We start from the raw sequence: 24197 nt of genomic DNA on the forward strand, positions 1-24197 counted from the left end.
CTTTAAAAATTTGGAAAGCTGATAAAAACTTTGAATTGTTCAATTTGAATAATTTAGAGTTCTCAATAAGTAAAGAAATATGCCAGTCAACGAAAGTTGATTGTGCGTCTACTTTAGTATTCTAACTTCTGGCGAAGTTAAACAGTCCTTGAAATACACACCCTTTTGGGTTGTATGGTTAAGTGATCTAAGCGGGAAGCGAGCCTCGAGATGAGTTCTCACTTGGAGTTCGACTCCACTAAAGGGCCGTTGAAGACTACAACGTTGATAGGCAGGGTGTGGAAGCGCTGTGAGGCGTTAAGCTAACCTGTACTAATTACCCGTGAGGCTTAACCATACAACACCAAAATGGTGTGAGACTGTTAAGTTAGAAGTTAGAAATTAAAGACTGAAGTAGACGATTACTTATAAAGCTTTCCGAATTTACAATTTTTTCCTGACGACCATAGCGTTTTGGAACCACCTGACCCCATGCCGAACTCAGTAGTGAAACGAAACAGCGTCGATGATAGTGTGGCATTTGCCATGTGAAAGTAGAACATCGTCAGGGCCTTATTTAAAGAAACCCGTTGCAGCAATGCAGCGGTTTTTTTGCTTTCTGACTTTTGACCAATCTATTCAAAGCAGTTTATACCAAGCTATAACACTCGAATAGCTGAGCCTTATTGTTATATAAGAGGTGGCACGGTTAAGAGTGGCTTCAACAATAAGCCCCTGTAGCTTGGTTACCTCGGTCGTCCATGACCTTACCTCAGTAAGCTGCGAAGCTGTGCTTCGGTCTTACTTCGCCTAATTAAAGAAACCCGTTGCAGCAATGCAGCGGGTTTTTTGCGTTCTGGCGTTTAGGGCTTATCAAAATACAAGTTTCGCTCCGATTAGGTATCCAAAGACTTAGAGCAATGGCCAAGCAAGACCGGACAGTGCAAATACAGCGAAGAAGACAACCTCTGGGGCAGAAGGTCGACGAACAAAGGCAATGCACAAAAGACCCCAAGGGAAGATGACAAGGGGTCCCATAAGGTCAAAGCCTAAGTCAGACGGAACGAACGCAATGCAAGCGCCGCAAATTATCAAACCAAGAACTACCGTTACAGCAATCAAGGTACGGTACGCCCGTAACTTTTCCACCAATTTACTTAGCAAAGGCATTTGCACCGTTCAGAACATTAATCAGTCTTAAGGATAGCCATAAATAAAAAAGCCGCTAGAAGCGGCTTTTAAACAATCAGAGAGCTATGATTTACTGTTCCCAGTAAGCTTGTTCTAAGCAGTCTTCGCGTTCTGGCAGGCCACGGGTTAAGCGTGGTGAGTGCTGTACCAATACTTCGTAGCTGGCACGGTTTGCATACTTGCTGATCTGCGCTAAAGACGAGTAGGTGATTGCCGCCTGCTCATGTTTGGCCGAGTTTGGTACATTCAACTTATGGTATTCGTTAGCGCTGATATCGTGGAGCACAGCGGCCAAGGCACAATCACCGGCGCCATTGGTGTTTTTAATGCTATCCGGTCCACCCATAAACGGAGCGGTATGGCTGTATGCTTTTAACGGGGCTTCACAGTCCAGCTTGCGCATGGCGCGAGAAAATTCATAGCGGTTAAAGTCGGCAATGGCACCGGGCAATAGCGGGTACTCGGTCTCGCGCTTACAGGGGTCATCGACATAACCGGCCATAAACATGCCTTTTTCTCCGGCGGTGCAGATCACCAGGTCAACCCAGTCTAGCGCCTTGTCTGCAGCCAACAGCGGGTCGGTAAAGCCGGTAATGGCCTCGCCTTCTTCTTCATTCATGGCGAGAATATCAACGTGCTTTTGGACAAACTCCGCCCACCATTTGGGGTCTTGTTCGATCAAAAAGCGGGTGCCCAGAGTAAGTACCACAGGCACGCCGGCATCATTGGCGTACTTGACCGCCTGCATAGTGGCGTCGGTCATGGTCTCTACGCCCTGAGTACGCATAAGATAGGCGCTGATCACTAGGGCCGAAGAGTTTTCGATAAGCTCTTTGCTGATAGACTCGGGGCGCAGGTGGTTCATTAAGCCCGCACTGATGGCAAAGGTACGTTCACCACTTTCATCGATCAGCGTAAAGCAGCGGCCGATAGGACCGTCCACGGGCTGAAGGTAATCCAAATCGACGCGGCTTGAGGTGTTACACAAGAAACGATAGGCATAGCTGCCTATTTTTATGTTCTCACTCATAACGCCAAGTAATACCGAGCGATCATCGGCCAGCACAGAATAATTGTGCATGGTATTGCCAATGGTGCCACCGGCAAACTCGTAATCAATCATCTCGTTTAGTTTAAGACGATCATACAAGGCATTGGTGGTTTCACTGTCGATCACCTGAGACATGCCTCGACGTAGACCAAACTCATCAAGAAAAGCTAAATCGACCTTGGCTTCAATATCGACCACGATCTGATCAATGCCGACAATGTAGCTGCGCTTGAGTCGCGACTCGGCATTAATTTGATTAGTAAGTGGATCTTTCTCTTCCACCGGAAAATAATGTTTGTGTCTTCGACGACCAGGAAACTTCATGACTTACCCGTTTGCGGTATTCATAGAACAAAAAAAGCGGCGAATTATATCTTAATTTAGCCTGTGCGGGCTATGGTGATACTTATAAAATTACCGCTTTTCGCGATATAATCGCGTCTTTATTGTAGTTATTTGAGCATATATGACGAAGTTTGACGATCAATATTGGATGCAAAAGGCTCTGGAGTGCGCGCAACGTGCTGAAGCTATTGATGAAATCCCTGTGGGCGCGGTGCTTGTTAAAGATGATGAGCTTATCGCTGAAGGGTGGAACCAGTCAATCACGCTCAACGACCCCTCTGCCCATGCTGAAATGATGGCAATTCGGGCCGCCGGTGAGGCGCTTAACAACTATCGCCTTATCGATTGCACCCTGTATGTAACCCTGGAGCCTTGCTCCATGTGTGCCGGGCTCTTGGTACACAGCCGTATCAAGCGCTTGGTGTTCGGAGCTACGGATCTGAAAACAGGCTCGGCGGGGTCGATTATGAATCTGGTGCAGGAACCAAGGTTAAATCATCAACTCGAGGTGACATCCGGCGTGTTGGCTGAGCAGTGTTCGGCACAGTTATCGGCGTTTTTTAAGCGTCGTCGGCAAGAACATAAGGAATTGAAGAAAGCGCGACAGCAGCGCACGGAGGAGGATTAAGACTCCGCCATACGCTGTTGCTCTAGCTCTTCCATTTGCTGGGCGGCAAACAGGCGGCAGCGCCAGAGGATTTTACTGTGAGTGCTCTTTCTTAGCACTCGGCGACGTTTGGCGCTAGAAAATAGCACGCGTTGTTTAAAGCTATGCGTTCTACGACGTTTCAACATAGTACTTCTCCTGAAAGTGAGAGGGGAGAGCTACCATCACATCACGTTTAAGTGACAGTTTTATGGCATTCCTGCTGATTCTTCCGTGGCGCTGGCATCAGCGACATCCAGGGCTTGGTTTTCGTCTAGCCATACCAAGGTGTCGTAGTAGCGCCTTATATTATCTACGTAGGTTACGGCAACATCTCCACGCGCATAACCATACTTTGTTGTTCGATAATAACGTTTCTTCACTAGCAGCGGTAGGTATTTTTTAACGTCCGCCCATTTGTCCGGATCGTCGCCACCGCGCTCGGTGAGCGCTCGGGCATCGTTCACATGACCCCAGCCAACATTGTAAGAAGCTAAGGCAAACCAGGTGCGATCCGGTTGTGGAATACGATCCGGTACACGCTCCAGTAAATAACGCAGGTATTTGGCACCGCCATCAATGTTTTGTTCCGGCTTAAGACGGTTTTTAACCCCCACCTGTTTGGCGGTGGGCAGGGTCAGCATCATGATGCCACGCACCCCAGTGGGTGATTTAGCGCGGGGATCCCACATCGACTCCTGGTAGCTCAGTGCCGCCAACAGACGCCAATCGAGCTCATTAGCATATTGCTTAAACCAGTGAGCGTATTTGGGCAGGGTATCGGCCACGGCCTCAATAAAGGCCAAGGTGTTTACATAATTGAACTGGCGTACATGACCAAAGTATTTTTCTTCTAACGCGTAAAGACGGTTGTTTTCTTTTACCTCGCCGAAGAACTCTATCATCAGGGCATAAAGAGAATCATCATCGTCCTTGCGCATCAACCAGGCAATGGGGTCATTACGAGTCACCGAAAAGCCGATGCTGAGATTGGGGTGATAACGACGAAATAGCGCTAGGGTATGAGAGTCGGCCAGGGTGTAATCTATGTCACCGTCGATAATGGCCTGTAGCAGCTCCGATTCATCCAGGTCATCGGTTTCATTCCAGGTAAGTTGCGGAAATTGCTTTTGCGCTCGCAGCAGACTTTGCGAGTGGCTGCTGCGTTCCAACACGGTCAGCGTGCCCTCAAGATCTTCGAATCCTCTAGGGCGAGGGCGCCCTTGTTTATACACCAGCTTTTGGCTGATGGTGCGATAGCTTGGGCCAAAGCGATACAACTCGGCCCGACTCGGCGAGTAGCCGATCCCCGAGGCGATGAGATCCAGAGAGCCGTTATCAAGGCGCGCAAACATATCGCTGAGGCTGAAAAAGGGCACTATTTCGAGCTTAACGCCCATATAGTCGGCAAACTCCTGGGCCAGCTCGTATTCAAAACCTTGCTCGCCCTGGGTGCCTTGATAATAGTTACTGGCGCCAGCCAGGGTGCCCACCCTTAATGTTTTGGTGTGATAAATATGTTCCAGTTGCGTTGGTTGTTGTGGCTCACTACAGCCAAAAAGTGCCACTAAAGCAATTGATAACAAAAATAATCTCACAGCCAGCCCCTATCGCCTTGTCAGCTACTCTTATAACAAAACCAAGGCCTTGCGTCACCACTACTTTAATGTGGTATGGCTGGAGTTAATAAATGCGGACAATCGTCCTTGTCGTGCCCCCTTTAACTCGCATTTTAAGGGAAATTAAGTATAATGCGCGGCAACTGTCGTTCAATCCTTAACCCCGGATGATAATACCTATGTTGATCCTTCGCGGTGCGCCAGCACTTTCCGATTTTCGCGTTCAAAAAGTGCTTACTCAGTGTAAGCAAGCTAACCTTCCCGTAACCGATGTTTATGCCGAGTTTATGCACTTTGCTGACCTAACAGCAGAGCTTAGTGCCAACGAGCACACTAAACTTGAGAAGCTACTGACCTACGGGCCGCACATTCAAGAGCACGAGCCACAAGGTACGCTGATCTTGGTTACACCGCGTCCAGGTACGATTTCGCCTTGGGCCTCGAAGGCCACCGATATTGCCCATAACTGTGGTTTAACTCAGGTGCATCGCATCGAACGTGGTATTGCCTACTATGTTGAAGGCGACTTGAGCGCTGAGCAGCAACAAGAGGTTGCAGCACTGCTTCATGACCGCATGACCGAAGCGACACATAGTTCACTTGAAGATGCCAGCAAGTTGTTCACCAATGAGCAGCCGCGTCCGATGTCATCGGTAGATATTCTAGGTGGTGGCCGTGAAGCGCTAGCAAAAGCGAATGTTGAGCAGGGCTTCGCTTTAGCGGACGACGAAATCGACTACCTGGTAGAGAACTTCCAGAAGCTAGGTCGTAACCCGAACGACATCGAACTATTTATGTTCGCTCAAGCTAACTCTGAGCACTGCCGTCACAAAATCTTTAACGCTGATTGGACTATCGACGGTGTTGAGCAGCCTAAGTCGCTGTTCAAAATGATCAAAAACACCTACGAGCAAAGCAGTGTAAACGTATTATCTGCCTATAAAGATAACGCCGCCGTAATGAAAGGCTCGGTAGCGGGTCGTTTCTTCCCTGATTTTGTTGGTGAGTACACCTACCATCAAGAAAATATCGAAATCCTGATGAAGGTTGAAACCCACAACCACCCAACGGCTATTTCTCCGTTCTCGGGTGCATCTACCGGTTCTGGTGGTGAAATCCGTGACGAAGGTGCAACGGGTCGTGGTTCTAAACCAAAAGCGGGCCTAGTTGGTTTCAGCGTATCTAACCTGCGTATTCCTGGCTTTGAACAGCCATGGGAAACCAAGTACGGTAAACCAGGTCGCATCGTTGAAGCGCTAGATATCATGATCGAAGGCCCACTAGGTGGCGCGGCGTTTAACAACGAATTCGGTCGTCCAAACCTATTGGGTTACTTCCGTACCTACGAAGAATTAGTAAACAGCCACAATGGTGAAGAGGTGCGTGGTTACCACAAGCCAATCATGATCGCCGGTGGTCTAGGTAACATCCGTACCGAGCACGTACAAAAAGGTGAAATCCCTGTTGGCGCCAAGCTAATCGTGTTGGGTGGCCCGGCGATGAACATCGGCTTGGGTGGCGGCGCTGCTTCATCTATGGCCTCTGGTCAATCAAACGAAGATCTAGACTTTGCCTCTGTACAACGTGAAAACCCAGAAATGGAGCGTCGTTGTCAGGAAGTAATCGACAAGTGTTGGCAGCTAGGCGATGACAACCCAATCGCCTTTATCCACGATGTGGGCGCGGGCGGTCTATCAAATGCCTTCCCTGAGTTGGTAGACGACGGTGGCCGTGGTGGTATTTTCGAGCTTCGTAATGTGCCAAACGATGAGCCGGGCATGGCGCCACACGAAATCTGGTGTAACGAATCACAAGAACGTTATGTACTGGCAGTGGCCGAAGAAAACTTCGAACGTTTCGAGCAAATCTGTAAGCGTGAGCGCGCACAATATGCCGTGATTGGTACGGCGACCGAAGAGCGTCACCTGCGCGTTGCTGACTCACACTTCGGCAACAACCCGGTAGATCTTCCTCTTGAAGTGCTACTTGGTAAAGCACCTAAGATGCACCGTGACGTAACGTCAAAACAAGCACAAGGTGAAGCGCTGGAGACTGCTCAGATTACAGTAAAAGACGCGGTTCAACGTTTGCTTCGTCTGCCTGCGATTGCAGAGAAAACCTTCCTTATCACCATTGGTGACCGCTCGGTAACCGGTTTGGTTGCGCGCGATCAAATGGTGGGTCCATGGCAGGTGCCGGTAGCAAACTGTGCGGTAACAGCGGCAGCATTTGACACCTACCACGGTGAAGCCATGTCTATGGGTGAGCGTACCCCTGCGGCACTGCTTAACTTTGGTGCTTCTGCGCGTCTAGCGGTAGCCGAATCACTGACTAACATCGCCTGTGCGGACATAGGTTCATTGCATAACATCAAGCTATCTGCAAACTGGATGGCAGCAGCAGGTCACCCGGGTGAAGATGCCGGTTTATATGAAGCCGTTAAAGCGGTGGGCGAAGAGCTGTGTCCAGCACTTGGCCTGACTATCCCTGTTGGTAAAGACTCAATGTCGATGAAGACCACCTGGCAGGATAACGGCGAAGACAAGGCGGTAACTGCGCCATTGTCACTGGTTATCACTGCGTTTGGTCGTGTTGAAGACATTCGTAAAACGGTAACGCCGCAGCTGCGCACCGACAAAGGCGAGTCAACGCTGCTACTTATCGACCTGGGCGCTGGCCAAAACCGTATGGGTGCATCGAGCCTGGCACAGGTTTACAAGCAACTTGGCGACAAGACCCCTGACGTTGATAGCCCAGAGCTACTAAAAGGCTTCTTCGAAGCCATGCAGGCGCTTGTAAGCGAAGAGAAACTACTTGCTTACCACGACCGTTCAGACGGTGGTTTATTCGTAAGCGTTGCGGAAATGGCGTTTACTGGTCACACAGGTGTGACGCTTGAACTAGACGCGCTAGCCGGTCCTGACCTTGAAGTGCTATTCAACGAAGAACTAGGTGCGGTAATCCAGGTTCGTAATAGCGACCTAGACGCGGTTAAAGCGGTACTTGCGGATAACGGTCTTGCGGCAATGAGCCACGAGATTGGTACCTTGAACGATGCTGATCAGCTAGTTATCAAGCGCGGCGGTGCTGCACTTGTTGATAACAGTCGTACAGAGCTTCGTTTAGCCTGGGCCGAAACCACATATCAGATGCAGTCACTACGTGATAACCCTGCCTGTGCGCAACAAGAGCATGATGCCAAAGCTGATACCAAGGACCCAGGTCTGAATGTGAAGCTAAGCTTCGACATTAACGAAGATGTTGCCGCGCCTTACATTGCCACCGGTGCTAAGCCGAAGATGGCTATCTTGCGTGAGCAAGGTGTTAACTCTCACGTGGAAATGGCGGCGGCATTTAACCGTGCTGGCTTTGCGGCCATCGACGTACACATGAGCGACATTCTTGAAGGTCGTTTGACTCTTGAAGAGTTCAAAGGCCTGGTAGCTTGTGGTGGCTTCTCATACGGTGACGTACTGGGTGCCGGTGAAGGTTGGGCTAAGTCAATTCTTTTCAATGACATGGCTCGCGAGCAGTTCCAAACCTTCTTCGAGCGTCAAGATACCTTCAGCCTAGGTGTGTGTAACGGCTGTCAGATGATGTCGACGCTGCGCGAATTGATCCCAGGCACAGAGCACTGGCCACGTTTCGTAACCAACCAAAGTGAGCGCTTCGAAGCCCGTGTTGCCCTGGTTGAAGTACAAGACAGCCCGTCTGTCTTCTTCAATGGCATGGCTGGTTCACGTATGCCTATCGCCGTTTCTCACGGTGAAGGTCGTGCCGAGTTTGCTAACGATGCGGCAATTCAAACGGCGGTTAACTCAGGTACGGTTGCGGTTAAATACGTAGATAACTACGGCAACCCAACTATGCAATACCCGGCTAACCCGAATGGTTCACCAGAGGCGATCTCGGGTATTACCTCTACCGATGGTCGTGCAACAGTAATGATGCCACACCCAGAGCGTGTATTCCGCGCCGTGGCTAACTCATGGCACCCAGACGAGTGGAAAGAAGATAGCCCGTGGATGCGTATGTTCCGTAACGCACGTAAGCACATTGGCTAATACCTGGGTTAATTTCAGGGTTAATTACCAAAGATAACAAAAAGGCTGCATTTGCAGCCTTTTTTGTGTGCGGCGTATTCAGTTTCTCCGTGTTAGTATTAAGCCAAAGGTTAAGCTAAAGGAAGGCTATGCTGCGGAAGGCTTTTTTAATGTTACTTGGAGTAATCTTAGTGCTTGTCACCGCGCTTGCGGTGGCCTATGGATTTCGCAGCGAACTTACCCACATGCTGGCCAAGCATTATTTGCAACACCAGGGCGCCACGCTGACCTGCTCACGCTGGCAATGGGGTTCTCAGTTGTTAGCCATAGATGCCGACCGGCTTTGCCTCGAATATCAGGGTCATGCTTTGACCTTGGAAGGCGTTACCCTAACGCCGACGGCCTTGAATATAGCAAGAGCCCATGTCCAGGCGGGCCCCATCGTCAGCAATGATAACCAAGATAAACAAGCCAGCCCCTGGCAGCCTGCACCTTTGGCCTTATTGTTGCCACTAAAAAGACCCCTGCTGAGCATAGCCGAAGCCAAGGTCAGCTTTGTCGACTTCAGTCGCCCCATGACCTTCGCTATTGAAGAAACGCAAATCAATCATTTTCAAATCACGGGTGATATTCAGGGCCAATGGTTGCTCAAAGCCGATGCCATTGAGGTTGATGTAGCCCTTGAGCGCGATTTTACCAAGGTGTTGGGCGAGTATATTAAAACGCAGCAAAATCATGCGCTGGACTGGCATGCAGATGTGGTCCAGCTGGCCCTTAAAGGCAGCTTTATGGGTAATCGCCTCGATGCGAGTCTGGCCTTGCATCTCGATGGCGAGCTGCGCACCGAGCCGCATTGTCTGTGGCAACTTGCAAGTCGGGGTCGGGTGCATATTCAATCCGAGGATATGCGCCAATACCTTATTACAGCACAACAGTTGCAGACTGAGCTGGGAGCCCTGAGTCATTGTCAGGCGCTTGATAAGTACAGCGCTTACCTGGGGGAGTTGGCCGAAACTCGCTGGCAGCTTAATAGTCGGCAGCCAATAACGGTGCATATGAACGGTGAGTTTAACCTGCCAGAGTTGAGCATGGCGAACCGGGCCGGGCAGCAATCCGTGCTCATTGAAGCAAACAACAGCCAGGGTAATTGGCAAACCCTGACCTTAAGCAGTGAGTATCTGTTAGCGGCACAATTAGACGGTATCGGCTCGCTGCAAAGCCAGGGCACCCTGACCGAGAAGCAGCTGCAAGGGCACTTCCTGGGTCAAGTAGCGTTGCCGCCGCAACCCGAACTTGAATATCAGCCGCTGCAGGCAAAAGGCCAGTTTGGTTACGACTATCTGGGCTCCGGGTGGTTGCGCGCTGATGTGGAAACCCCGGCCTTAAGTTATCAGGATTATCAGTTAAAGAGCCTGGCGCTGACCCTGGATGGGTCGCTTGCTGCTGATGGCCAAGTCGAAGCCAAGCTGACCACTGCGGTGGCGGCGCTCAATAGTCCGCGGTTGAAGGCGCGCACCCTGACGCAGCAATATCATATTAAGGCCAATGCCCTGGCTGCTGGCGAGCGGCAGGCTGAGGCTAAAGTGCAAAGCCAGGTAGGAGACTTAGAGCTGGAGGGGGTACGCTTAAGTAGCCTTGAGCTCGACAGCAACCTGAGCTTTAGTCGAGTTATCGAGGGCACTCATATCGCTTCTTGGCAAGATGTAGAAGCGCTGCTCAAGCATAACTGGAGCGACAACGCCCATGCCCTAAGTGTGGTTATCAATGACACCGAGCTGCCTACCTTTATGCCCCTGGTACAGCAACTTGAGCCCGAACTGGTGCTCAGCGGCGGCACCGTATCCTTGCATCTTGAGGGGGATGCGCTGCTGGAACGCTTTGATTGGCAAATGGATATCAATAACGCCGATATCTTGTATCAGAGCTACCTGGCCCAGTCCTTTACCCTGGCCCCGACAGGCAGTGTGAATTCAGGTGCACTTCAGCTCGATACGACTAAGTTTACCCTAAGTGAAGTGCGCGCCGGCCCAGTATTAAAAGAGGTGTCTGGTATGCTTGGAATGGATGAAGACCTTTATATCAGCCAGGTACAGGGCAATATTTTTGATGGTACCTTTGCACTGGATAAGCTTTATCTAACCACTCTGGGGAAGGAGCGGGTGCCGACGCTGTTAAAGCTCGAGGGGATCCGCGCCGAAAATGTCCTTGCCCTGGAACCGCAGCAGGGAATCAGCGTCAAAGGGCTATTGGCCGCAGAGCTGCCGCTGCGCTTTAATGAGCAGGGGATCAGCATCGAAAATGGCCGCATATACTCTCAGGCCGCGGGTAAGTTAACCATAGATAACAACGCCGCCTTCAATGCGGTTAAAGAGCAGCAGCAACAGTTAGGGCCCATGTTGGCCATGTTGGAGAATTTAGATATTAACAGTATTAATGCCGATGTTGATTTAACCCACGATGGTTGGTTAACTATGGCGATGCAATTGAAGGGAAAAAATCCCGAGCATCAACAAGAAGTTAATTTTAACTATAATCACCAGGAAAATATTTATACCTTATTCAGAGCGCTGCGCTTAAGTGACGAAATCACCAAAAGAGTAGAGCAAGAGTATCAAGCGAAGGAGTAAAGCAATGAGTACGCGAATGCTGGTGGCCTTAGTCGGCGCGTTAACCCTAATGGGTTGTACCCATAAGGTCGAGGTAGAGAGTAAAGAGCCGATCACCATCAACCTTAACGTGAAAGTGGATCATGAAATTCGCGTTAAAGTAGATAAAGAACTCGATGAACTTTTCGGCGACGACAGCGAGCTATTTTAGGAGGCGAATATGAAACTAGTTAAATGGACTATGTTACTAAGTGCGACCATGTTGGCCTTTAGTGCCTGGGCGCTGACCTTAGATCAGGCCAAGGCCCAGGGCATTGTCGGTGAAACCAGCACTGGTTACCTAGCGTTGGTGCAAGACTCTGCCGAGGCGCAGCAACTGATCACCGAGATCAATGCCAAGCGCAAGGCTAAATATCTGTCCTTGGCCAAGAAAAACGGCATCAGCCTCAGTCAGGTTGAAGCCCTGGCCGGCGCCAAGGCCATTGAAAAGACCGTTCCCGGACACATGGTCAAGGTCGATGGTAAATGGCGTAAGAAATAATCATAAAAATGAACAAGCAGGGTATTCACTGTGCTTGTTCATTTGTATTTGGTTTAACAACCTGATTTAGCCCTCGCCCACTTGGGCGCACTAAGTAAAACCGGGGACTTACTGCACGTAGGTTTGAGTTGGGTAAAGTGAAAAACTGAATTCCACCCGTTTGCCAGCTGTACCCGCCCGTGGGTGATCCTACAAGGCGACCAAACTCATGGTCTTGAACCGTATTGGCAAACAAAATAGCGGAAGAGTAGGTTTGTACTCCAATAATAACGCTTACTTTACCACTAAAATGCAAAGGGTTAGAGACATCACTGCGCTCGTATTTTTCATATTGTCTGCTGACGACGTCACCGATTTTTTCTCCCTCATCCTGATGTGCTGCAATCACTTTTTTTTGGTAGAAGCTGGTGTGCCTGTAGGGCTTATCGGCGATATAGGTTAGTAGGCCCTTCTTCCACATATCATCATCACCACCGCGATTAAGACTCACGTCAATGATCAGATGCTGTATGTTGTGCTCTTGTATGGTTTTGAATGCGTCGCGAGTAAAGTCGTAGAATGCCTGTTTGTCATGCCACCAGAACTCATTGATGGTCATTTTGGCTTCACCTGCACTTAGAATCTCAAACTTAAATGTATCATCAAAGGTTGGCTTGCTCATGCTCATAGGCTTGCTTTTTGAAGCGTCAACAATCAAAGTGCGAGGGAGGGACTTATCACTAAACTCAATAATAAACTCCTCCTTTTTGCCAATAAACAACCAGTAGTACAAAGCAAACTTGGTGCTTAGCAGCGCTTCCCTATGGCGAACAGTGTCACCATACATTCGTGACATCAATCTAGTGTAAATCGACTCTATGGGTTGGTTGTTGATGGCGACAATGCGCGCGTTCTCATATGGACTTTTTTCTCCACCGAGTTTACTGGCGATAGAAATTTCACCTTCCCTTATCTTGACCTCAAATGGAAATAAACCCTGATTGTCATTAGCGAGTTGCTCCACTAGGCGACGCTGGCTAGGGATCATTATATTCATATGACCATCATTGAATTGACCGTTCAAAACACTAATGTGTGTGAGAAATTCATTAACGCTTAGGGGAGAATCAAGCTCACTTTTGAGTTCATTTAACTTACTTTCAAAAGTCTTGATATCCTCAATGCGCAAAGACAAATCAGGATGAGTATCTTTGACCCAGCGCCACCATGTATCAATGTCATCGTGCATCTGCTCCGGCGTGATGGTTTTATTCAGTGAATGGATAGCGGTTAAATCAGAGCTGGCCCAGGTCTGATGAAAAAGTACCGTGATTAATAACGCTGTGAGTTTAATGAATCTTGCTACAAACATTGTAAAAGTCCCTATTAATTTAAGGGGTTAGACGCTGTAAGTTGCTAAAGGGTTTAAAGAGGCAATTTTTATAATAAAAGCGCCACCATATGTAGTGACGCAAAAGTTAAGCAAAAGAATGATGGGTAAATCGATAGACGTTTAAGCGATAAGGCGCTCGGCCAAACTCAGTTCCATGGTCGCTTTAAGCAAACGGTAAAGATTAATCGACGCATCGATCTCTTCTTTACGATTGGTGAGAGATTCTATGTTTAAGCCCAGCGGTACCCCGAGGTGGGCACAGCTGCGTAGAATTAAATCTAGGTTCTCCCGGCAAATACGCACCGACTCACTTAAGGTGTTGTCGGCATCGAGCATACGCCACTTGGTCGCTTCGGGCACGGAAATGCCTAACCACTGCATAAAGTCCAAGGTAGTTTCACCTCCACAGGGGGTAAAGGTGAGGATAATACGTTGTGGAGTCAGCCCTTGCTGACGGCAGCTGCGGGCATAGCTGGTGATCAAGTCTATGGTTGCCTGGGCGTTGTAGACCGCTTGCGAGATAAAGAACTTACAACCTTGCTCCGTTTTCGTCAGCAAACGCTCGTGTTCATTGCCCTTACTGGCATGGCGCTCGGCTATGGTGACACCCCCCAAAAAGAAATCATGGTCGTGCTCGCCAAGGTGGTTATAGGCATCGTTTAGGCTCAGCTTTATATCACCGGATGACGATGGACTGCCGACCAATACCAGATTATTGAGATTATATTCCTGGTAGGTGGTATCTAACCACTGGTTAAACTCGCCGGCGCTGCGCTGGGCCACGCTCTTATAGGTGATCACATCGAGCTGTGACAAACGACGCAATAAGCCACTGTAGTGACGCGGGTCAATGGTCTCTTTAAACGGAAAAGGGCGGGGCACATTGGTGCGGCTGCTTTCATCTTGAATATCGTAAACCACCACGCCGTCGTACTCGATTTCGTGTAAGCGACCAAGCAGCTTTTCGGCAATGGCTTGCAGCTTGGTGTCGTCGGTGCCTGTCTTTGGTGGCGTGGTGCCGATAAGGTAAACCCCTTGGCGGGGGTCTTCAATTTTCTCTTGCAGTGTTAGCGCCATGATCCTCATTCCCATATGCGGTTGATTGAATAACTATAACAGCCATTTAGACGTCTATACAGCCCTTTCTAGTGAAACTTACTCAAGGGTGTTGAATTTGATTCATGTTGCCTTGTAGGTCGGCCTTCCAGGCCAACAAATATGCACCATTCTCACCTTGTCGGCGCACAGCACTGACCTACAAATGACTTTCTCAACTGCGGTCTCCAAATTAAGATCTTGTCGCGTTGGCGACGGCAACCAAAGAGGGAGTTCATAACCATCGTGCATATAATTCGTCCATGAAGCTGGGTTCCTGTCGGCATCCCTGCCTCCACCTCCGAGCGCTGCGAAGCGGGGCTTCGGTCACTCGTCGCCCCTTTGACACATTTGTTTACAGCAAAATCGGGTGTCGATTACGCGCAGTGAGTGAATTTATTGCATAATGGATTGGATCAAAAATCAGATAACAATCAGATAACACAAGGTAGGAAGATGAAACTATCGGTCATTGCTTCGGGTATCGCGCTGGCGCTGACGCTAGGCGGATGTCAAAGCACACAGACAACGCAAACAAGTGCAGCAGTTGAAACGGCACAGCAAAACAATAAAGTATTTGCCCAGGACTATGTATTAGAAGAGCTAGACAATGGTCTGCGGGTCATGGTGGTTAAAACCGATTACCCAGATGTGGTCTCGCTACAGATCCCGGTTTCGGTAGGCTCGCGCAACGAAGTAGAGGAAGGTAAAACCGGCTTTGCCCACTTTTTCGAGCACATGATGTTCAAAGGCTCGGAAAAATTCCCGGAAGATGTGTATGCCGATATCATGAAAAACTCAGGCGTAGATAACCGTGCCTACACCACCAATGACTACACCAACTATCACCTTAATTTTTCCAAGCAGCATTTAGACAAGGTGCTGGAGGTGAAAGCCGATGTATTTCAAAACCTCAGCTACACCGAAGAGCAGTTCCGCACCGAGGCGCTGACGGTGAAGGGCGAATACCTAAAAAACAATGCCAGCCCTATTCGTAAGCTACTGGCCGCGGTGCGCAAAGAAGCGTTCGACAAGCACACCTATGAGCACACCACCATGGGCTTCTTCGAAGATATCGAGGCCATGCCGGACCAAAGCGAGTACGGGCAAACCTTCTTTAAGCGCTTCTATAAGCCCGAGTACGTTTCCTTGGTGATCGTCGGCGACGTTGACCCCAAAGAAACCATTGAAATGGTGAAAAAGCACTGGGGTAACTGGCAGCGTGGTGACTATCAGGCGGATATTCCGGTAGAGCCGAAACAAGCGGCGCCGCGTTATGTGCATGAGCAGTACGAAGGCTTACCTGGGCACTGGCTTTTGGTTTCGTATAAGGGCACCGAGTGGAACCCAAATACCAAGGACCGCGCCGCGTTGGACCTGCTGTCACAACTTTACTTCTCAGAAAATTCGGAGCTATACCAGCAGTTGGTGGTTGAAAAGCAAATAGCTTCGCAAATGTTTACCTACAACCCGGAAACCAAAGATCCCGGTCTATTGCATGTATTCGTTAAGGTGGATGACGAAGAGAACCTGGCAATGGTACGTGATGCCATTAATCAAACCTATGCCCAGGCGCGCACCGAGCTGGTGGACGAAGGCAAGCTGGCAGCCTTGAAATCAAATGCTAAGTACAGCTTTATCAATAGCCTGGACTCCTCACAGGCGATCGCATCGACGCTGGCCAGTTATATGCACTTTGAGCGTGACCCGGAAGTGATCAACGCCCTGTATCAAAGTGCCGACAGCGTCAGTGCCGAAGACATTCGCGCCATCGCCAATCAGTATTTTACCGACAACAACCGCACTACGGTGACCATGTCGGCCAAGGATAAGGTTGCCGGTTTTGATACCGAAGTGCAGCTTGATGCCTTGGTCGCCGACATCAACAACAAACCAACGGAGCAGCTGTTTACCGTGCTGGATAAAACCAACAGCTCGCCACTGGTTGACGTAAACTGGTTGTTCTACACAGGTGCTGCGGCCGATCCTGAAGGTAAAAAGGGCGTGGCAGCCTTAACTGCGGCCATGCTGGCCAAGGGCGGCAGTCAGTCGATGAGCTACAAGGAAATCCAAAAAGCCCTGTATCCCATCGCCGGCAGCTTTGCCTATCAAATCGATAAGGAAATGATCTCGCTACGTGGTCGCATTCATAAGGACAACGCCGAGCAATGGTATGAGCTTGTCAGCGACCAACTACTTGATCCAGGCTTCCGCGAAGACGATTTCGCCCGTTTGAAGAAAGAACTGATCGACGGCATCAAGTCGGGTCTAAAAGCCTCTAACGATGAAGAGCTGGGTAAAGAGGTACTCTACGCCGAGCTGTATCACGGTCACCCTTATGGGGCCTACAACTACGGTGACTTGTCTGACTTAGAAGCCTTGACCCTGGATGATGTCAAAGCCTTCTATGGTGCAAACTTTACCCAGCGTAATTTGCACCTGGGTCTGATCGGTGCTGTGCCTGAAAAGGTGAAGGCGCAAATGATGACCGACCTGCAATCATTGCCAGCGGGCGAGCAAGCGCGTTTGGATATTCCGGATGCGCCAGCACTTGAGGGCCATCACGCTACCATCATCGAAAAGAACGCCAAATCCACGGCGGTGTCATTCGGCTTCCCAATCGAAACCACGCGTTCGAGCAAAGACTGGACGGCGCTGTGGTTGGTACGTTCCTTCCTTGGTGAGCACCGTAACTCCAATGCCAAATTATTTGAGCGTATTCGCCAAGTACGCGGCATGAACTACGGTGATTATGCCTATATCGAATACTTCCCACGAGGCATGTTCCAAACCAAGCCGGATGCCAACCTGGGTCGTTCCGAGCAAATCTTCCAGGTCTGGTTGCGTCCGCTGCGCTCGAACAACGATGCCCACTTTGCAACGCGCACGGCACTGTTCGAGCTGGATAAGCTAATCAATCAGGGCATGAGTGAGGAAGACTTCATCGCTACCCGTAACTTCCTGGTTAACTTTGTGCCGCAGCTGGTGGCGAGTCAAAACCGTCAGTTAGGTTATGCCTTAGATAGCCAATTCTACGGCATCGATAACTTCGCCGACTACGTACGTTCACAGCTGGAAACCCTCACCGTGGCTGATGTAAACCGCGTTATTCGCGAGAACCTGCAAACCGATAACATTCATTATGTGTTTGTCAGTGGCGATGGTGAAGACATGAAGGCACGTTTAGCGAACGAGCAGGTTTCACCGCTGAAGTACAACACCGAAAAACCAGCCGAGCTGGTGGCCGAAGATAAGCAAATCGAAAGCTACAAGCTGGCCATTCCAAGCAGCAACATCAAGGTGGTGCCTTTGGAAGACGTGTTTAAGTAAGTTGAACCGAGACAATAAAAAGCCGCTCAATCGAGCGGCTTTTTTAATGGGTTATTTCTTTTTCGCTTTAGCCTTGGCTTTTTTGCGTTTGGCTTTCATTTTTTCCGGATCTTTTTTCTTCTTCGGCGGCAGCTTGGCTTCTTTGTGCTGTGGCTCCAGGCCTTTTATCTTACGACGTTTTAATACCTGATCCGTGTAGCGCTCAATTTTACCCACCATGGACACTTCATGGGCCTCAACCAGGGAAATGGCGGTGCCTTTTTTGCCCGCGCGGGCGGTACGACCAATACGGTGAACGTACACGTCTGCACTGCGCGGCATATCGAAGTTAAAGACATGGCTGATATCGTTGACGTCGATGCCACGAGCCGCCACATCGGTGGCAATTAAGATCTTGGTACGGCCGCTGTGGAAGCTGGCCATGGCCGCCATGCGCTTATCCTGAGGCATTTCACCGCGCAACCAGGTGGTCTTGATATCATGGGTGTACAACTCGCCAACCAACTTCTCTAAACGCTCACGGGTTTTTACAAAGACAATGGCTTTTTCAACATTCTCTTGCTGCAGCAAGTTTACCAATAACTTGAGTTTATGATCGTAATCATCGGCCAGGTGCACCCATTGCAAAATCTTGCCGCGCTCAGAACGTGAAGGCGAAGCCTCCAGTTGCGCCGGATCATTCAGGATGCGCTCGGAGAACTTGGCGACGCTGTCGCCCTCGAGAGTGGCAGAGAAGAGCATACATTGACGACGGTTTTTCGCTTCTTCACAAATGCGCAGCATTTCCTTGCGAAAACCCATGTCCAGCATGCGGTCCGCTTCGTCCAAAATCAGCAGCTCTACGTCTTCGGCGTGGAAGTTTTCCGTGTCCAGGTATTCCATCAGACGTCCTGGGGTGGCGATCAGGATATCGTTATTTTTTTCAAAAATTTCTTTATGCGTACCGTAGTTGATACCGCCGGTCACCACACCGATTTTTAAATGGGTGTGCTCTGCCAGTTTTTCACATTGCTCATGTACCTGGTAGGCCAGCTCGCGGGTCGGGGTCATGATCAACACTCGAGCAAACCCCGGGTTACGACGCGGATGGTCCAACAGGTATTGAATGGCGGGGATCAAAAACGCCGCGGTTTTGCCGGTGCCGGTCGGGGCGCTGGCAAGGACATCACGGCCTTCCAGCGCTTCTGGAATAGCCAGTTGCTGAATGCTGGTGGGCTTAGTAAAACCTAGGCTGTCAATGGCGTTGAGTAGCGCGGTATCAAGATCAAAATCGGCAAATTGCATAAAGGAGTCAAAATGATGGACAATTAAGGCAATTATACGTGGCACATGCCCAAACACAAAGGTCTAAAGTGGCAGGTTTTCAGTTTAAACAGTTTTCTATTGCGCAGTGCAGCACCGCCATGAAGGTCTCCACCGATGGCATTATGCTGGGAGCATGGGCCGATCTGGGCTCTGCGCAGCATATATTGGATGTGGGCACGGGCACCGGATTGCTGGCGCTTATGTGTAAACAGCGCGCTCAAAACGCCCAGGTGCAGGGGCTGGAAATTGAACCTCAAGCCCATGCCCAGGCTCGGGCCAATATTGCCGCCAGCTCCTGGCCTGATATTGAAGTCACATTGACAGATGCGCAGCATTTTAACAGCGGGCGCAAGTTTGACCTGCTGATCAGCAATCCGCCCTATTTCGATAACGCCCTAAAGGCGCAGGACGATAAGCGTAATCTGGCGCGTCACACCGATAGCCTGCCGTTTTCGGCACTGATCGACTTATGGCAAAGGGTAGGCCATGAACACACTGAATTGGCGGTGATCCTTCCTCGTGAGCAGGGGCAACACCTGGTGCAATTGGTTGATCTGGCTGGTGGACAGTTAAGGCGGCTATGTGAAGTAAAAAGCACCGAGCGTAAGGCGGTCAGTCGGTGGCTGATGCAATTTAGCTGGCAAGCAGGGGAGTGTGAAAGGCAGGAGTTGGTGATCCACGCGGGCGACGATTACAGTGAGGATTATCGTCGCCTGTGCCGTGAATTTTATTTACGCTTCTGAAGGTTACAAAGCTTAAGTAGCTTATAGCTCGGCGTATTCGGTCATGATCTGCTCCACCCAGGTGGCAATGCGATCATCGCTTTTTTCATACTGGCTGTCTTCATCAAGGGCCAGGCCTACGAAGTGTGAACCATCTTCCGTCAGCGCTTTAGATGCCTCGAACTCATACTCATCGCTGTTAGGCCAGTAACCGATAAATTGCACCCCTTGCGGCGCGATTTCATCATGAAGCATGCCAAGGGCATCTTGGAACCACTGGCCATAGCCTTGTTGGTCACCCATGCCGAACAGGGCAATGACCTTACCCGTCAGGTTGACGTCTTTAATGTCGTCCCAGTGCGACTCCCAGTCTTCTTGAATTTCACCGAAGTCCCAGGTGGAAATGCCAAACATGACAAAATCATAGTTTTCGGCCGTTTTCAGCGCTTCGTCTTTAATATTGAAGAGATCAACAACGTCGGCACCGATAATATCGCGGATTTTTTCTGCCGCTATTTCTGTGTAGCAGGTGGTCGAGCCGTAAAATAAACCAATCTTCATCGTTATCACATCGCTTGTCATTGATAGGGCGAAGTCTAACGTATCGTGCCCCGAGTATCTATCTGATATGATGCAATTAATATAAATCTGCATGGCCATTGACGTGAGTAAGCAGCCGCCAAACCCGGATAACCTAGAGCATATTGAGCAATTTTTGGATGCCTTGTTTCTTGAAAGCGGGGCCAGCGACAATACCTTGTCCGCCTATCGCACCGACTTGAAAAAGTTCAGTGACTTTATTGCCCCCCGGGCGCTGCTGGATGTGGATACGCAGGAGGTGGAGCAATACCTGGCCTATCGGGTTGACCTGGGGTTAAGTCCGCGCAGCACGGCGCGCAGTATCAGCGCCTTAAAACGTTTTTATCAGCATCAAATAACCGACAAGCGCCTAACACGCTCGCCCTTGGAAACCATTAGTCGTCCCAAGGCCATGCAGGCTCTACCAAAAACCCTGAGTGAGGCGGATGTTGAGGCCCTGCTGGCGGCCCCCGATTGCGAGGATGCCATGGGGCTGCGCGACAGAGCCATGTTAGAACTGCTTTACGCCACCGGACTACGCGTCAGTGAACTTATCGGCCTGCGCCTGGAGCATGTCAATCAGAACCAGGCGGTGGTCTTTGTTAAGGGCAAGGGTGGTAAAGAGCGCTTGGTGCCCATGGGCGAAGAGGCCCTTGACTGGCTGGCGCGCTATATGAAATTTGCGCGCCCGGCATTGATAAAACACGCCACGGATTTTGTCTTTGTCTCCAAGCGCGGTATTGGTATGACAAGGCAAACCTTTTGGCATCGCATTAAACACTATGCTATGTTGGCGAACATTAAATCAGATCTGTCGCCGCATACCCTGCGTCATGCCTTTGCAACTCACTTGCTTAATCATGGTGCCGACCTGCGAGTAGTGCAGATGATGCTGGGTCACAGCGATTTGTCGACCACACAGATATATACGCATGTGGCCAACGAACGACTAAAATTAGTGCATCAAACTCATCACCCCCGAGCTTAGCCTCTAGCTTAACTAGCAGGCTTAGGTTGAGGGCATAAAGCGTAGGGCGTGAATTTTATCGCTGATTCACGGTCTAGGTAGTATGACTAGAAGTTTTTAGAGACATATATTATGAAAAATTTATTTATCGCACTGGCCCTGGCCGGTGTTAGTGCGACAAGCAGCGTCAGTGTTGCGGCGGCGCAACCAGTGGCTGAAGGTAACAGCGCAGTAAAGGCTCAGTTTGCACAATTGGGTCTAAACGCCAAGAAAGTAAATACCACGCCTCTGGACGGTGTGGTTGAGGTGATCACCAACCGCGGCGTATTTTATGCCAGTGACGACGGTCGTTACCTGTTGCAGGGCACCTTGATTGACATCAAAAATAAAGAAAACCTCACCGAGTCGGCACTAAGCAATGTGCGTCTTGAAGGGGTAGAGCAATACAAGGACTCGATGATCGTCTACAAGGCCGATGAAGAAAAAGGCAAGATCACCGTGTTTACCGATATCACCTGTGGTTACTGTCGTAAACTGCATCGTGAGTTAGACGATTACCTCGACGCCGGCATTACCGTGCAATATTTGGCTTTCCCGCGCGGTGGCATGGGCTCTCAAGGCTATACGGATCTGATGAATGTATGGTGTGCCGAGAATCAACAAAAAGCTCTGACCGAGGCTAAAGCCGGTGCAAAACCGGAAGAAGTGGCGCAATGTAATGCCCCGGTGGCGGAGCATTACCAGCTAGGCCAAAGCTTTGGTATTAGCGGTACGCCGGCAATCATACTGTCTGACGGCAGTATGATCCCGGGTTATCAACCGGCTGCCGCCATCAGTGTTGCCATTGACCAGTTAAAATCTAAATCTTAACAAGGTCATTACTGGGTCTGCTTAGCTAGAGCGCTCTAGTTGCTTTAGCGGCAGGCCTGTTTTTTTGCTATTTAAAATATGGAGTCGAGCCTTGCAGGCGCAAACTACCATTACCGCCCGTCAGCGCGTGGATGATTCTCACCTTAGCGCTCAATTACACCCAGTTATTCGTCAACTCTATGCGGCCCGAGGGGTCAGCGATCCGGCACAGATAGATAACAGCGTCAGCACCTTGCATGATTTTCGCTTGTTTCGCGATATCGACAAGGCCGCAGCCCTGTTGTTAGAGAGCCTAACTAAACAGGAAAAGGTACTCATTGTCGGTGATTTCGACGCCGATGGTGCCACCAGTACCGCCACCCTGATGCAAGGGTTGCAGATGTTTGGTTTTGCCCGAGTTGATTACCTGGTGCCCGACCGCTTTAACTTTGGTTATGGGCTCAGTGTCGAGCTGGCCGAGCATATTATTGGCCTAGCACCGGATCTGGTGATCACAGTCGACAGCGGTATCTCCTGTATTAACGGCATTGCCCGAGTCAAAGAAGCGGGCATCAAGGTGTTGGTCACCGACCACCACCTCCAAGGTGAGCACCTGCCCAATGCCGACGCCATAGTGAACCCCAATCGCCACGATTGTCAGTTTCCATCCAAGTCCATTGCCGGCGTGGGCGTTGCCTTTTACCTCTTGATTGCTTTTCGCCATGCCCTGCGTGAGGCGAATTGGTTTGAACAGCAAGGACAGGCCGAGCCTAATTTAGGCAACCTGTTGGACCTGGTGGCGCTGGGCACGGTCGCCGATGTGGTGGCTCTGGATGACAACAACCGCACCTTAGTTTATCAGGGGTTGGCGCGCATTCGCAGCGGTCGTACCCGCCCGGGTATCGACGCCTTGATTGAGGTGGCCAGACGTAACCGCGCTCGCCTTAGTGCCAGCGACTTTGGTTTTGCCTTGGCGCCGCGTCTTAATGCCGCCGGGCGTTTGGACGACATGAGTTTAGGCATCGCTTGTTTATTGGCGCCGGAGATCAATCAGGCCCGACGGATTGCCGGTGAGCTCGATGCCCTCAACGCCGAGCGTAAGGAAATTGAGCAGGGCATGCAGCAAGAGGCGCAAGCGGCGCTGAGCAGGCTTTCTTTGGGCACTAACCAGGTTCCCGACGCCTTGTGTTTGTATCAGCAAGACTGGCACCAAGGAGTGATAGGGATTCTCGCCGGGCGCTTAAAAGAGCAGCACCACAGGCCCACCGCCATCTTTGCCGCCGGGGATAACGGCCAGCTGAAGGGCTCATGTCGCTCCATCGAGGGCGTGCATATGCGCGATGTGTTGGCGCATATGCACGCCCAACATCCGGGGTTGATCGTCAAGTTTGGCGGTCATGCCATGGCCGCGGGGTTAAGCATAGAAGAAGCCCGTTTTAGCGAATTCCAGCAGGCCTTTGTTGCCGAGGTGGCCAAGGAGCTGACAGAAGAAGCCAAAGAATGCGTCTTGCTCACCGATGGTGAGCTGCCGGCGGATTGCTTCTCACTCGATTTTGCCGAGCTGCTGCGTCAGGCCGGCCCTTTCGGTCAGCATTTTCCCGAGCCGGTGTTTGAGCACACCTTTGAGTTGTTGCAACAAAGGATAGTGGGTGAGAAGCACCTGAAGCTGGTGCTGCGCCATCAAAGCGGTCGGGTTGTCGATGCCATTGCCTTTAATATCGATGTGCGAGCCTGGCCCGATACCCAGGTGCGTTATGTGCATCTGGCTTATCAGCTCGATATTAATGAGTTCCGTGGCCAGTTCTCGCTGCAACTAATCGTGCGAGAAATGCAAAAACGCAGCTAACCAAGCGTCCGTCGCCCGGGCCAATAAAATTGTACTAATTCGTATAAAAGCGCTAATAAATTCGACAATTATTTGTTAAAATCGAGCGCTTTTATTGACGCGCCAATTTTA

17 protein-coding genes and 2 rRNA genes are annotated in these 24197 nt (G+C 50.3%); 12 read left to right on the forward strand and 7 right to left on the reverse strand.

Annotated features, from left to right (window positions below; translation table 11 throughout):
- Positions 1 to 337 (forward strand): 23S ribosomal RNA (locus C2M36_RS16895); the annotation flags it as partial.
- 98 nt (positions 338 to 435) lie between these two features.
- Positions 436 to 550, forward strand: a 5S ribosomal RNA gene (gene rrf, locus C2M36_RS10155).
- A 690-nt stretch (positions 551 to 1240) separates the two neighbouring features.
- Here the strand turns inward: rrf and C2M36_RS10160 are convergent.
- On the reverse strand, positions 1241 to 2545 hold the full coding sequence (locus tag C2M36_RS10160; protein ID WP_105254813.1) for an inosine/guanosine kinase: 1305 nt from the start codon (positions 2543 to 2545) through the stop codon (positions 1241 to 1243).
- A 142-nt stretch (positions 2546 to 2687) separates the two neighbouring features.
- On the opposite strand from C2M36_RS10160, the gene tadA reads away from it, so the two are divergent.
- Positions 2688 to 3194 (forward strand): tRNA adenosine(34) deaminase TadA, encoded by a 507-nt coding sequence (tadA, locus tag C2M36_RS10165; protein WP_105254814.1) that lies wholly within the window; start codon positions 2688 to 2690, stop codon positions 3192 to 3194.
- Here the strand turns inward: tadA and C2M36_RS16900 are convergent.
- Both C2M36_RS16900 and mltF read right to left on the reverse strand, forming a co-directional pair.
- Positions 3191 to 3361 carry a hypothetical protein gene (locus C2M36_RS16900; protein ID WP_199883039.1) on the reverse strand — a complete coding sequence of 57 codons (171 nt, stop codon included), beginning with the start codon at positions 3359 to 3361 and terminating at the stop codon, positions 3191 to 3193. The genes tadA and C2M36_RS16900 overlap by 4 nt on opposite strands.
- 60 nt (positions 3362 to 3421) lie before the next feature.
- A complete protein-coding gene (gene mltF / locus C2M36_RS10170) occupies positions 3422 to 4810 on the reverse strand; it encodes a membrane-bound lytic murein transglycosylase MltF (RefSeq protein ID WP_234399152.1) in 1389 nt (462 codons plus the stop codon).
- Between the two features lie 200 nt (positions 4811 to 5010).
- Between mltF and purL the strand changes: the two genes are divergently transcribed.
- The 4 genes from purL to C2M36_RS10190 all read left to right on the forward strand — a co-directional run bounded on the left by purL (position 5011) and on the right by C2M36_RS10190 (position 12021).
- Positions 5011 to 8895: a phosphoribosylformylglycinamidine synthase gene (gene purL, locus C2M36_RS10175; protein ID WP_105254816.1), complete on the forward strand. Its 3885-nt coding sequence runs from the start codon at positions 5011 to 5013 to the stop codon at positions 8893 to 8895.
- Positions 8896 to 9065: 170 nt separating this feature from the next.
- Positions 9066 to 11501 (forward strand): YdbH domain-containing protein, encoded by a 2436-nt coding sequence (locus C2M36_RS10180; protein WP_158678921.1) that lies wholly within the window; start codon positions 9066 to 9068, stop codon positions 11499 to 11501.
- A 4-nt stretch (positions 11502 to 11505) separates the two neighbouring features.
- Positions 11506 to 11691 (forward strand): YnbE family lipoprotein, encoded by a 186-nt coding sequence (locus C2M36_RS10185; RefSeq protein WP_425416044.1) that lies wholly within the window; start codon positions 11506 to 11508, stop codon positions 11689 to 11691.
- A 9-nt stretch (positions 11692 to 11700) separates the two neighbouring features.
- Positions 11701 to 12021 (forward strand): YdbL family protein, encoded by a 321-nt coding sequence (locus C2M36_RS10190; RefSeq protein ID WP_105254818.1) that lies wholly within the window; start codon positions 11701 to 11703, stop codon positions 12019 to 12021.
- Positions 12022 to 12046: 25 nt separating this feature from the next.
- Here the strand turns inward: C2M36_RS10190 and C2M36_RS10195 are convergent, their stop codons facing one another.
- Positions 12047 to 13372, reverse strand: a complete 1326-nt coding sequence (locus C2M36_RS10195) for a S41 family peptidase (RefSeq protein WP_105254819.1) — start codon at positions 13370 to 13372, stop codon at positions 12047 to 12049.
- A 141-nt stretch (positions 13373 to 13513) separates the two neighbouring features.
- Positions 13514 to 14470: a methylenetetrahydrofolate reductase gene (locus C2M36_RS10200; RefSeq protein WP_105254820.1), complete on the reverse strand. Its 957-nt coding sequence runs from the start codon at positions 14468 to 14470 to the stop codon at positions 13514 to 13516.
- Between the two features lie 474 nt (positions 14471 to 14944).
- Between C2M36_RS10200 and C2M36_RS10205 the strand changes: the two genes are divergently transcribed.
- Positions 14945 to 17818 (forward strand): M16 family metallopeptidase, encoded by a 2874-nt coding sequence (locus C2M36_RS10205; RefSeq protein WP_105254821.1) that lies wholly within the window; start codon positions 14945 to 14947, stop codon positions 17816 to 17818.
- A 51-nt stretch (positions 17819 to 17869) separates the two neighbouring features.
- Here the strand turns inward: C2M36_RS10205 and srmB are convergent, their stop codons facing one another.
- On the reverse strand, positions 17870 to 19102 hold the full coding sequence (srmB, locus tag C2M36_RS10210) for an ATP-dependent RNA helicase SrmB (protein WP_105255183.1): 1233 nt from the start codon (positions 19100 to 19102) through the stop codon (positions 17870 to 17872).
- A gap of 68 nt (positions 19103 to 19170) precedes the next feature.
- Between srmB and C2M36_RS10215 the strand changes: the two genes are divergently transcribed.
- Complete coding sequence (locus tag C2M36_RS10215) at positions 19171 to 19866, forward strand: tRNA1(Val) (adenine(37)-N6)-methyltransferase (protein WP_105255184.1); 696 nt, start codon at positions 19171 to 19173, stop codon at positions 19864 to 19866.
- 21 nt (positions 19867 to 19887) lie between these two features.
- Here the strand turns inward: C2M36_RS10215 and fldB are convergent, their stop codons facing one another.
- A complete protein-coding gene (gene fldB / locus C2M36_RS10220) occupies positions 19888 to 20406 on the reverse strand; it encodes a flavodoxin FldB (protein WP_105254822.1) in 519 nt (172 codons plus the stop codon).
- A gap of 91 nt (positions 20407 to 20497) precedes the next feature.
- Between fldB and xerD the strand changes: the two genes are divergently transcribed.
- The 3 genes from xerD to recJ all read left to right on the forward strand — a co-directional run bounded on the left by xerD (position 20498) and on the right by recJ (position 24086).
- Positions 20498 to 21412 carry a site-specific tyrosine recombinase XerD gene (gene xerD / locus C2M36_RS10225; protein WP_105254823.1) on the forward strand — a complete coding sequence of 305 codons (915 nt, stop codon included), beginning with the start codon at positions 20498 to 20500 and terminating at the stop codon, positions 21410 to 21412.
- A gap of 111 nt (positions 21413 to 21523) precedes the next feature.
- Positions 21524 to 22261, forward strand: a complete 738-nt coding sequence (dsbC, locus tag C2M36_RS10230; RefSeq protein ID WP_105254824.1) for a bifunctional protein-disulfide isomerase/oxidoreductase DsbC — start codon at positions 21524 to 21526, stop codon at positions 22259 to 22261.
- Between the two features lie 91 nt (positions 22262 to 22352).
- Positions 22353 to 24086: a single-stranded-DNA-specific exonuclease RecJ gene (recJ, locus tag C2M36_RS10235; protein WP_234399154.1), complete on the forward strand. Its 1734-nt coding sequence runs from the start codon at positions 22353 to 22355 to the stop codon at positions 24084 to 24086.
- Positions 24087 to 24197 lie beyond the last annotated feature (111 nt).

The organism is Pseudoalteromonas sp. T1lg75 (assembly GCF_002964705.1).
In the GTDB taxonomy this organism is placed as follows: domain Bacteria; phylum Pseudomonadota; class Gammaproteobacteria; order Enterobacterales; family Alteromonadaceae; genus Pseudoalteromonas.

Coding starts and splice junctions, on each gene's coding strand:
- C2M36_RS10185 (WP_425416044.1), top strand. CDS start 11,506: ATGAGTACGCGAATGCTGGTGGCCTTAGTCGGCGCGTTAACCCTAATG.
- xerD (WP_105254823.1), top strand. CDS start 20,498: ATGGCCATTGACGTGAGTAAGCAGCCGCCAAACCCGGATAACCTAGAG.
- C2M36_RS10200 (WP_105254820.1), bottom strand. CDS start 14,470: ATGGCGCTAACACTGCAAGAGAAAATTGAAGACCCCCGCCAAGGGGTT.
- C2M36_RS10190 (WP_105254818.1), top strand. CDS start 11,701: ATGAAACTAGTTAAATGGACTATGTTACTAAGTGCGACCATGTTGGCC.
- purL (WP_105254816.1), top strand. CDS start 5,011: ATGTTGATCCTTCGCGGTGCGCCAGCACTTTCCGATTTTCGCGTTCAA.
- C2M36_RS10160 (WP_105254813.1), bottom strand. CDS start 2,545: ATGAAGTTTCCTGGTCGTCGAAGACACAAACATTATTTTCCGGTGGAA.
- tadA (WP_105254814.1), top strand. CDS start 2,688: ATGACGAAGTTTGACGATCAATATTGGATGCAAAAGGCTCTGGAGTGC.
- C2M36_RS10205 (WP_105254821.1), top strand. CDS start 14,945: ATGAAACTATCGGTCATTGCTTCGGGTATCGCGCTGGCGCTGACGCTA.
- srmB (WP_105255183.1), bottom strand. CDS start 19,102: ATGCAATTTGCCGATTTTGATCTTGATACCGCGCTACTCAACGCCATT.
- C2M36_RS10195 (WP_105254819.1), bottom strand. CDS start 13,372: ATGTTTGTAGCAAGATTCATTAAACTCACAGCGTTATTAATCACGGTA.
- dsbC (WP_105254824.1), top strand. CDS start 21,524: ATGAAAAATTTATTTATCGCACTGGCCCTGGCCGGTGTTAGTGCGACA.
- C2M36_RS16900 (WP_199883039.1), bottom strand. CDS start 3,361: ATGTTGAAACGTCGTAGAACGCATAGCTTTAAACAACGCGTGCTATTT.
- fldB (WP_105254822.1), bottom strand. CDS start 20,406: ATGAAGATTGGTTTATTTTACGGCTCGACCACCTGCTACACAGAAATA.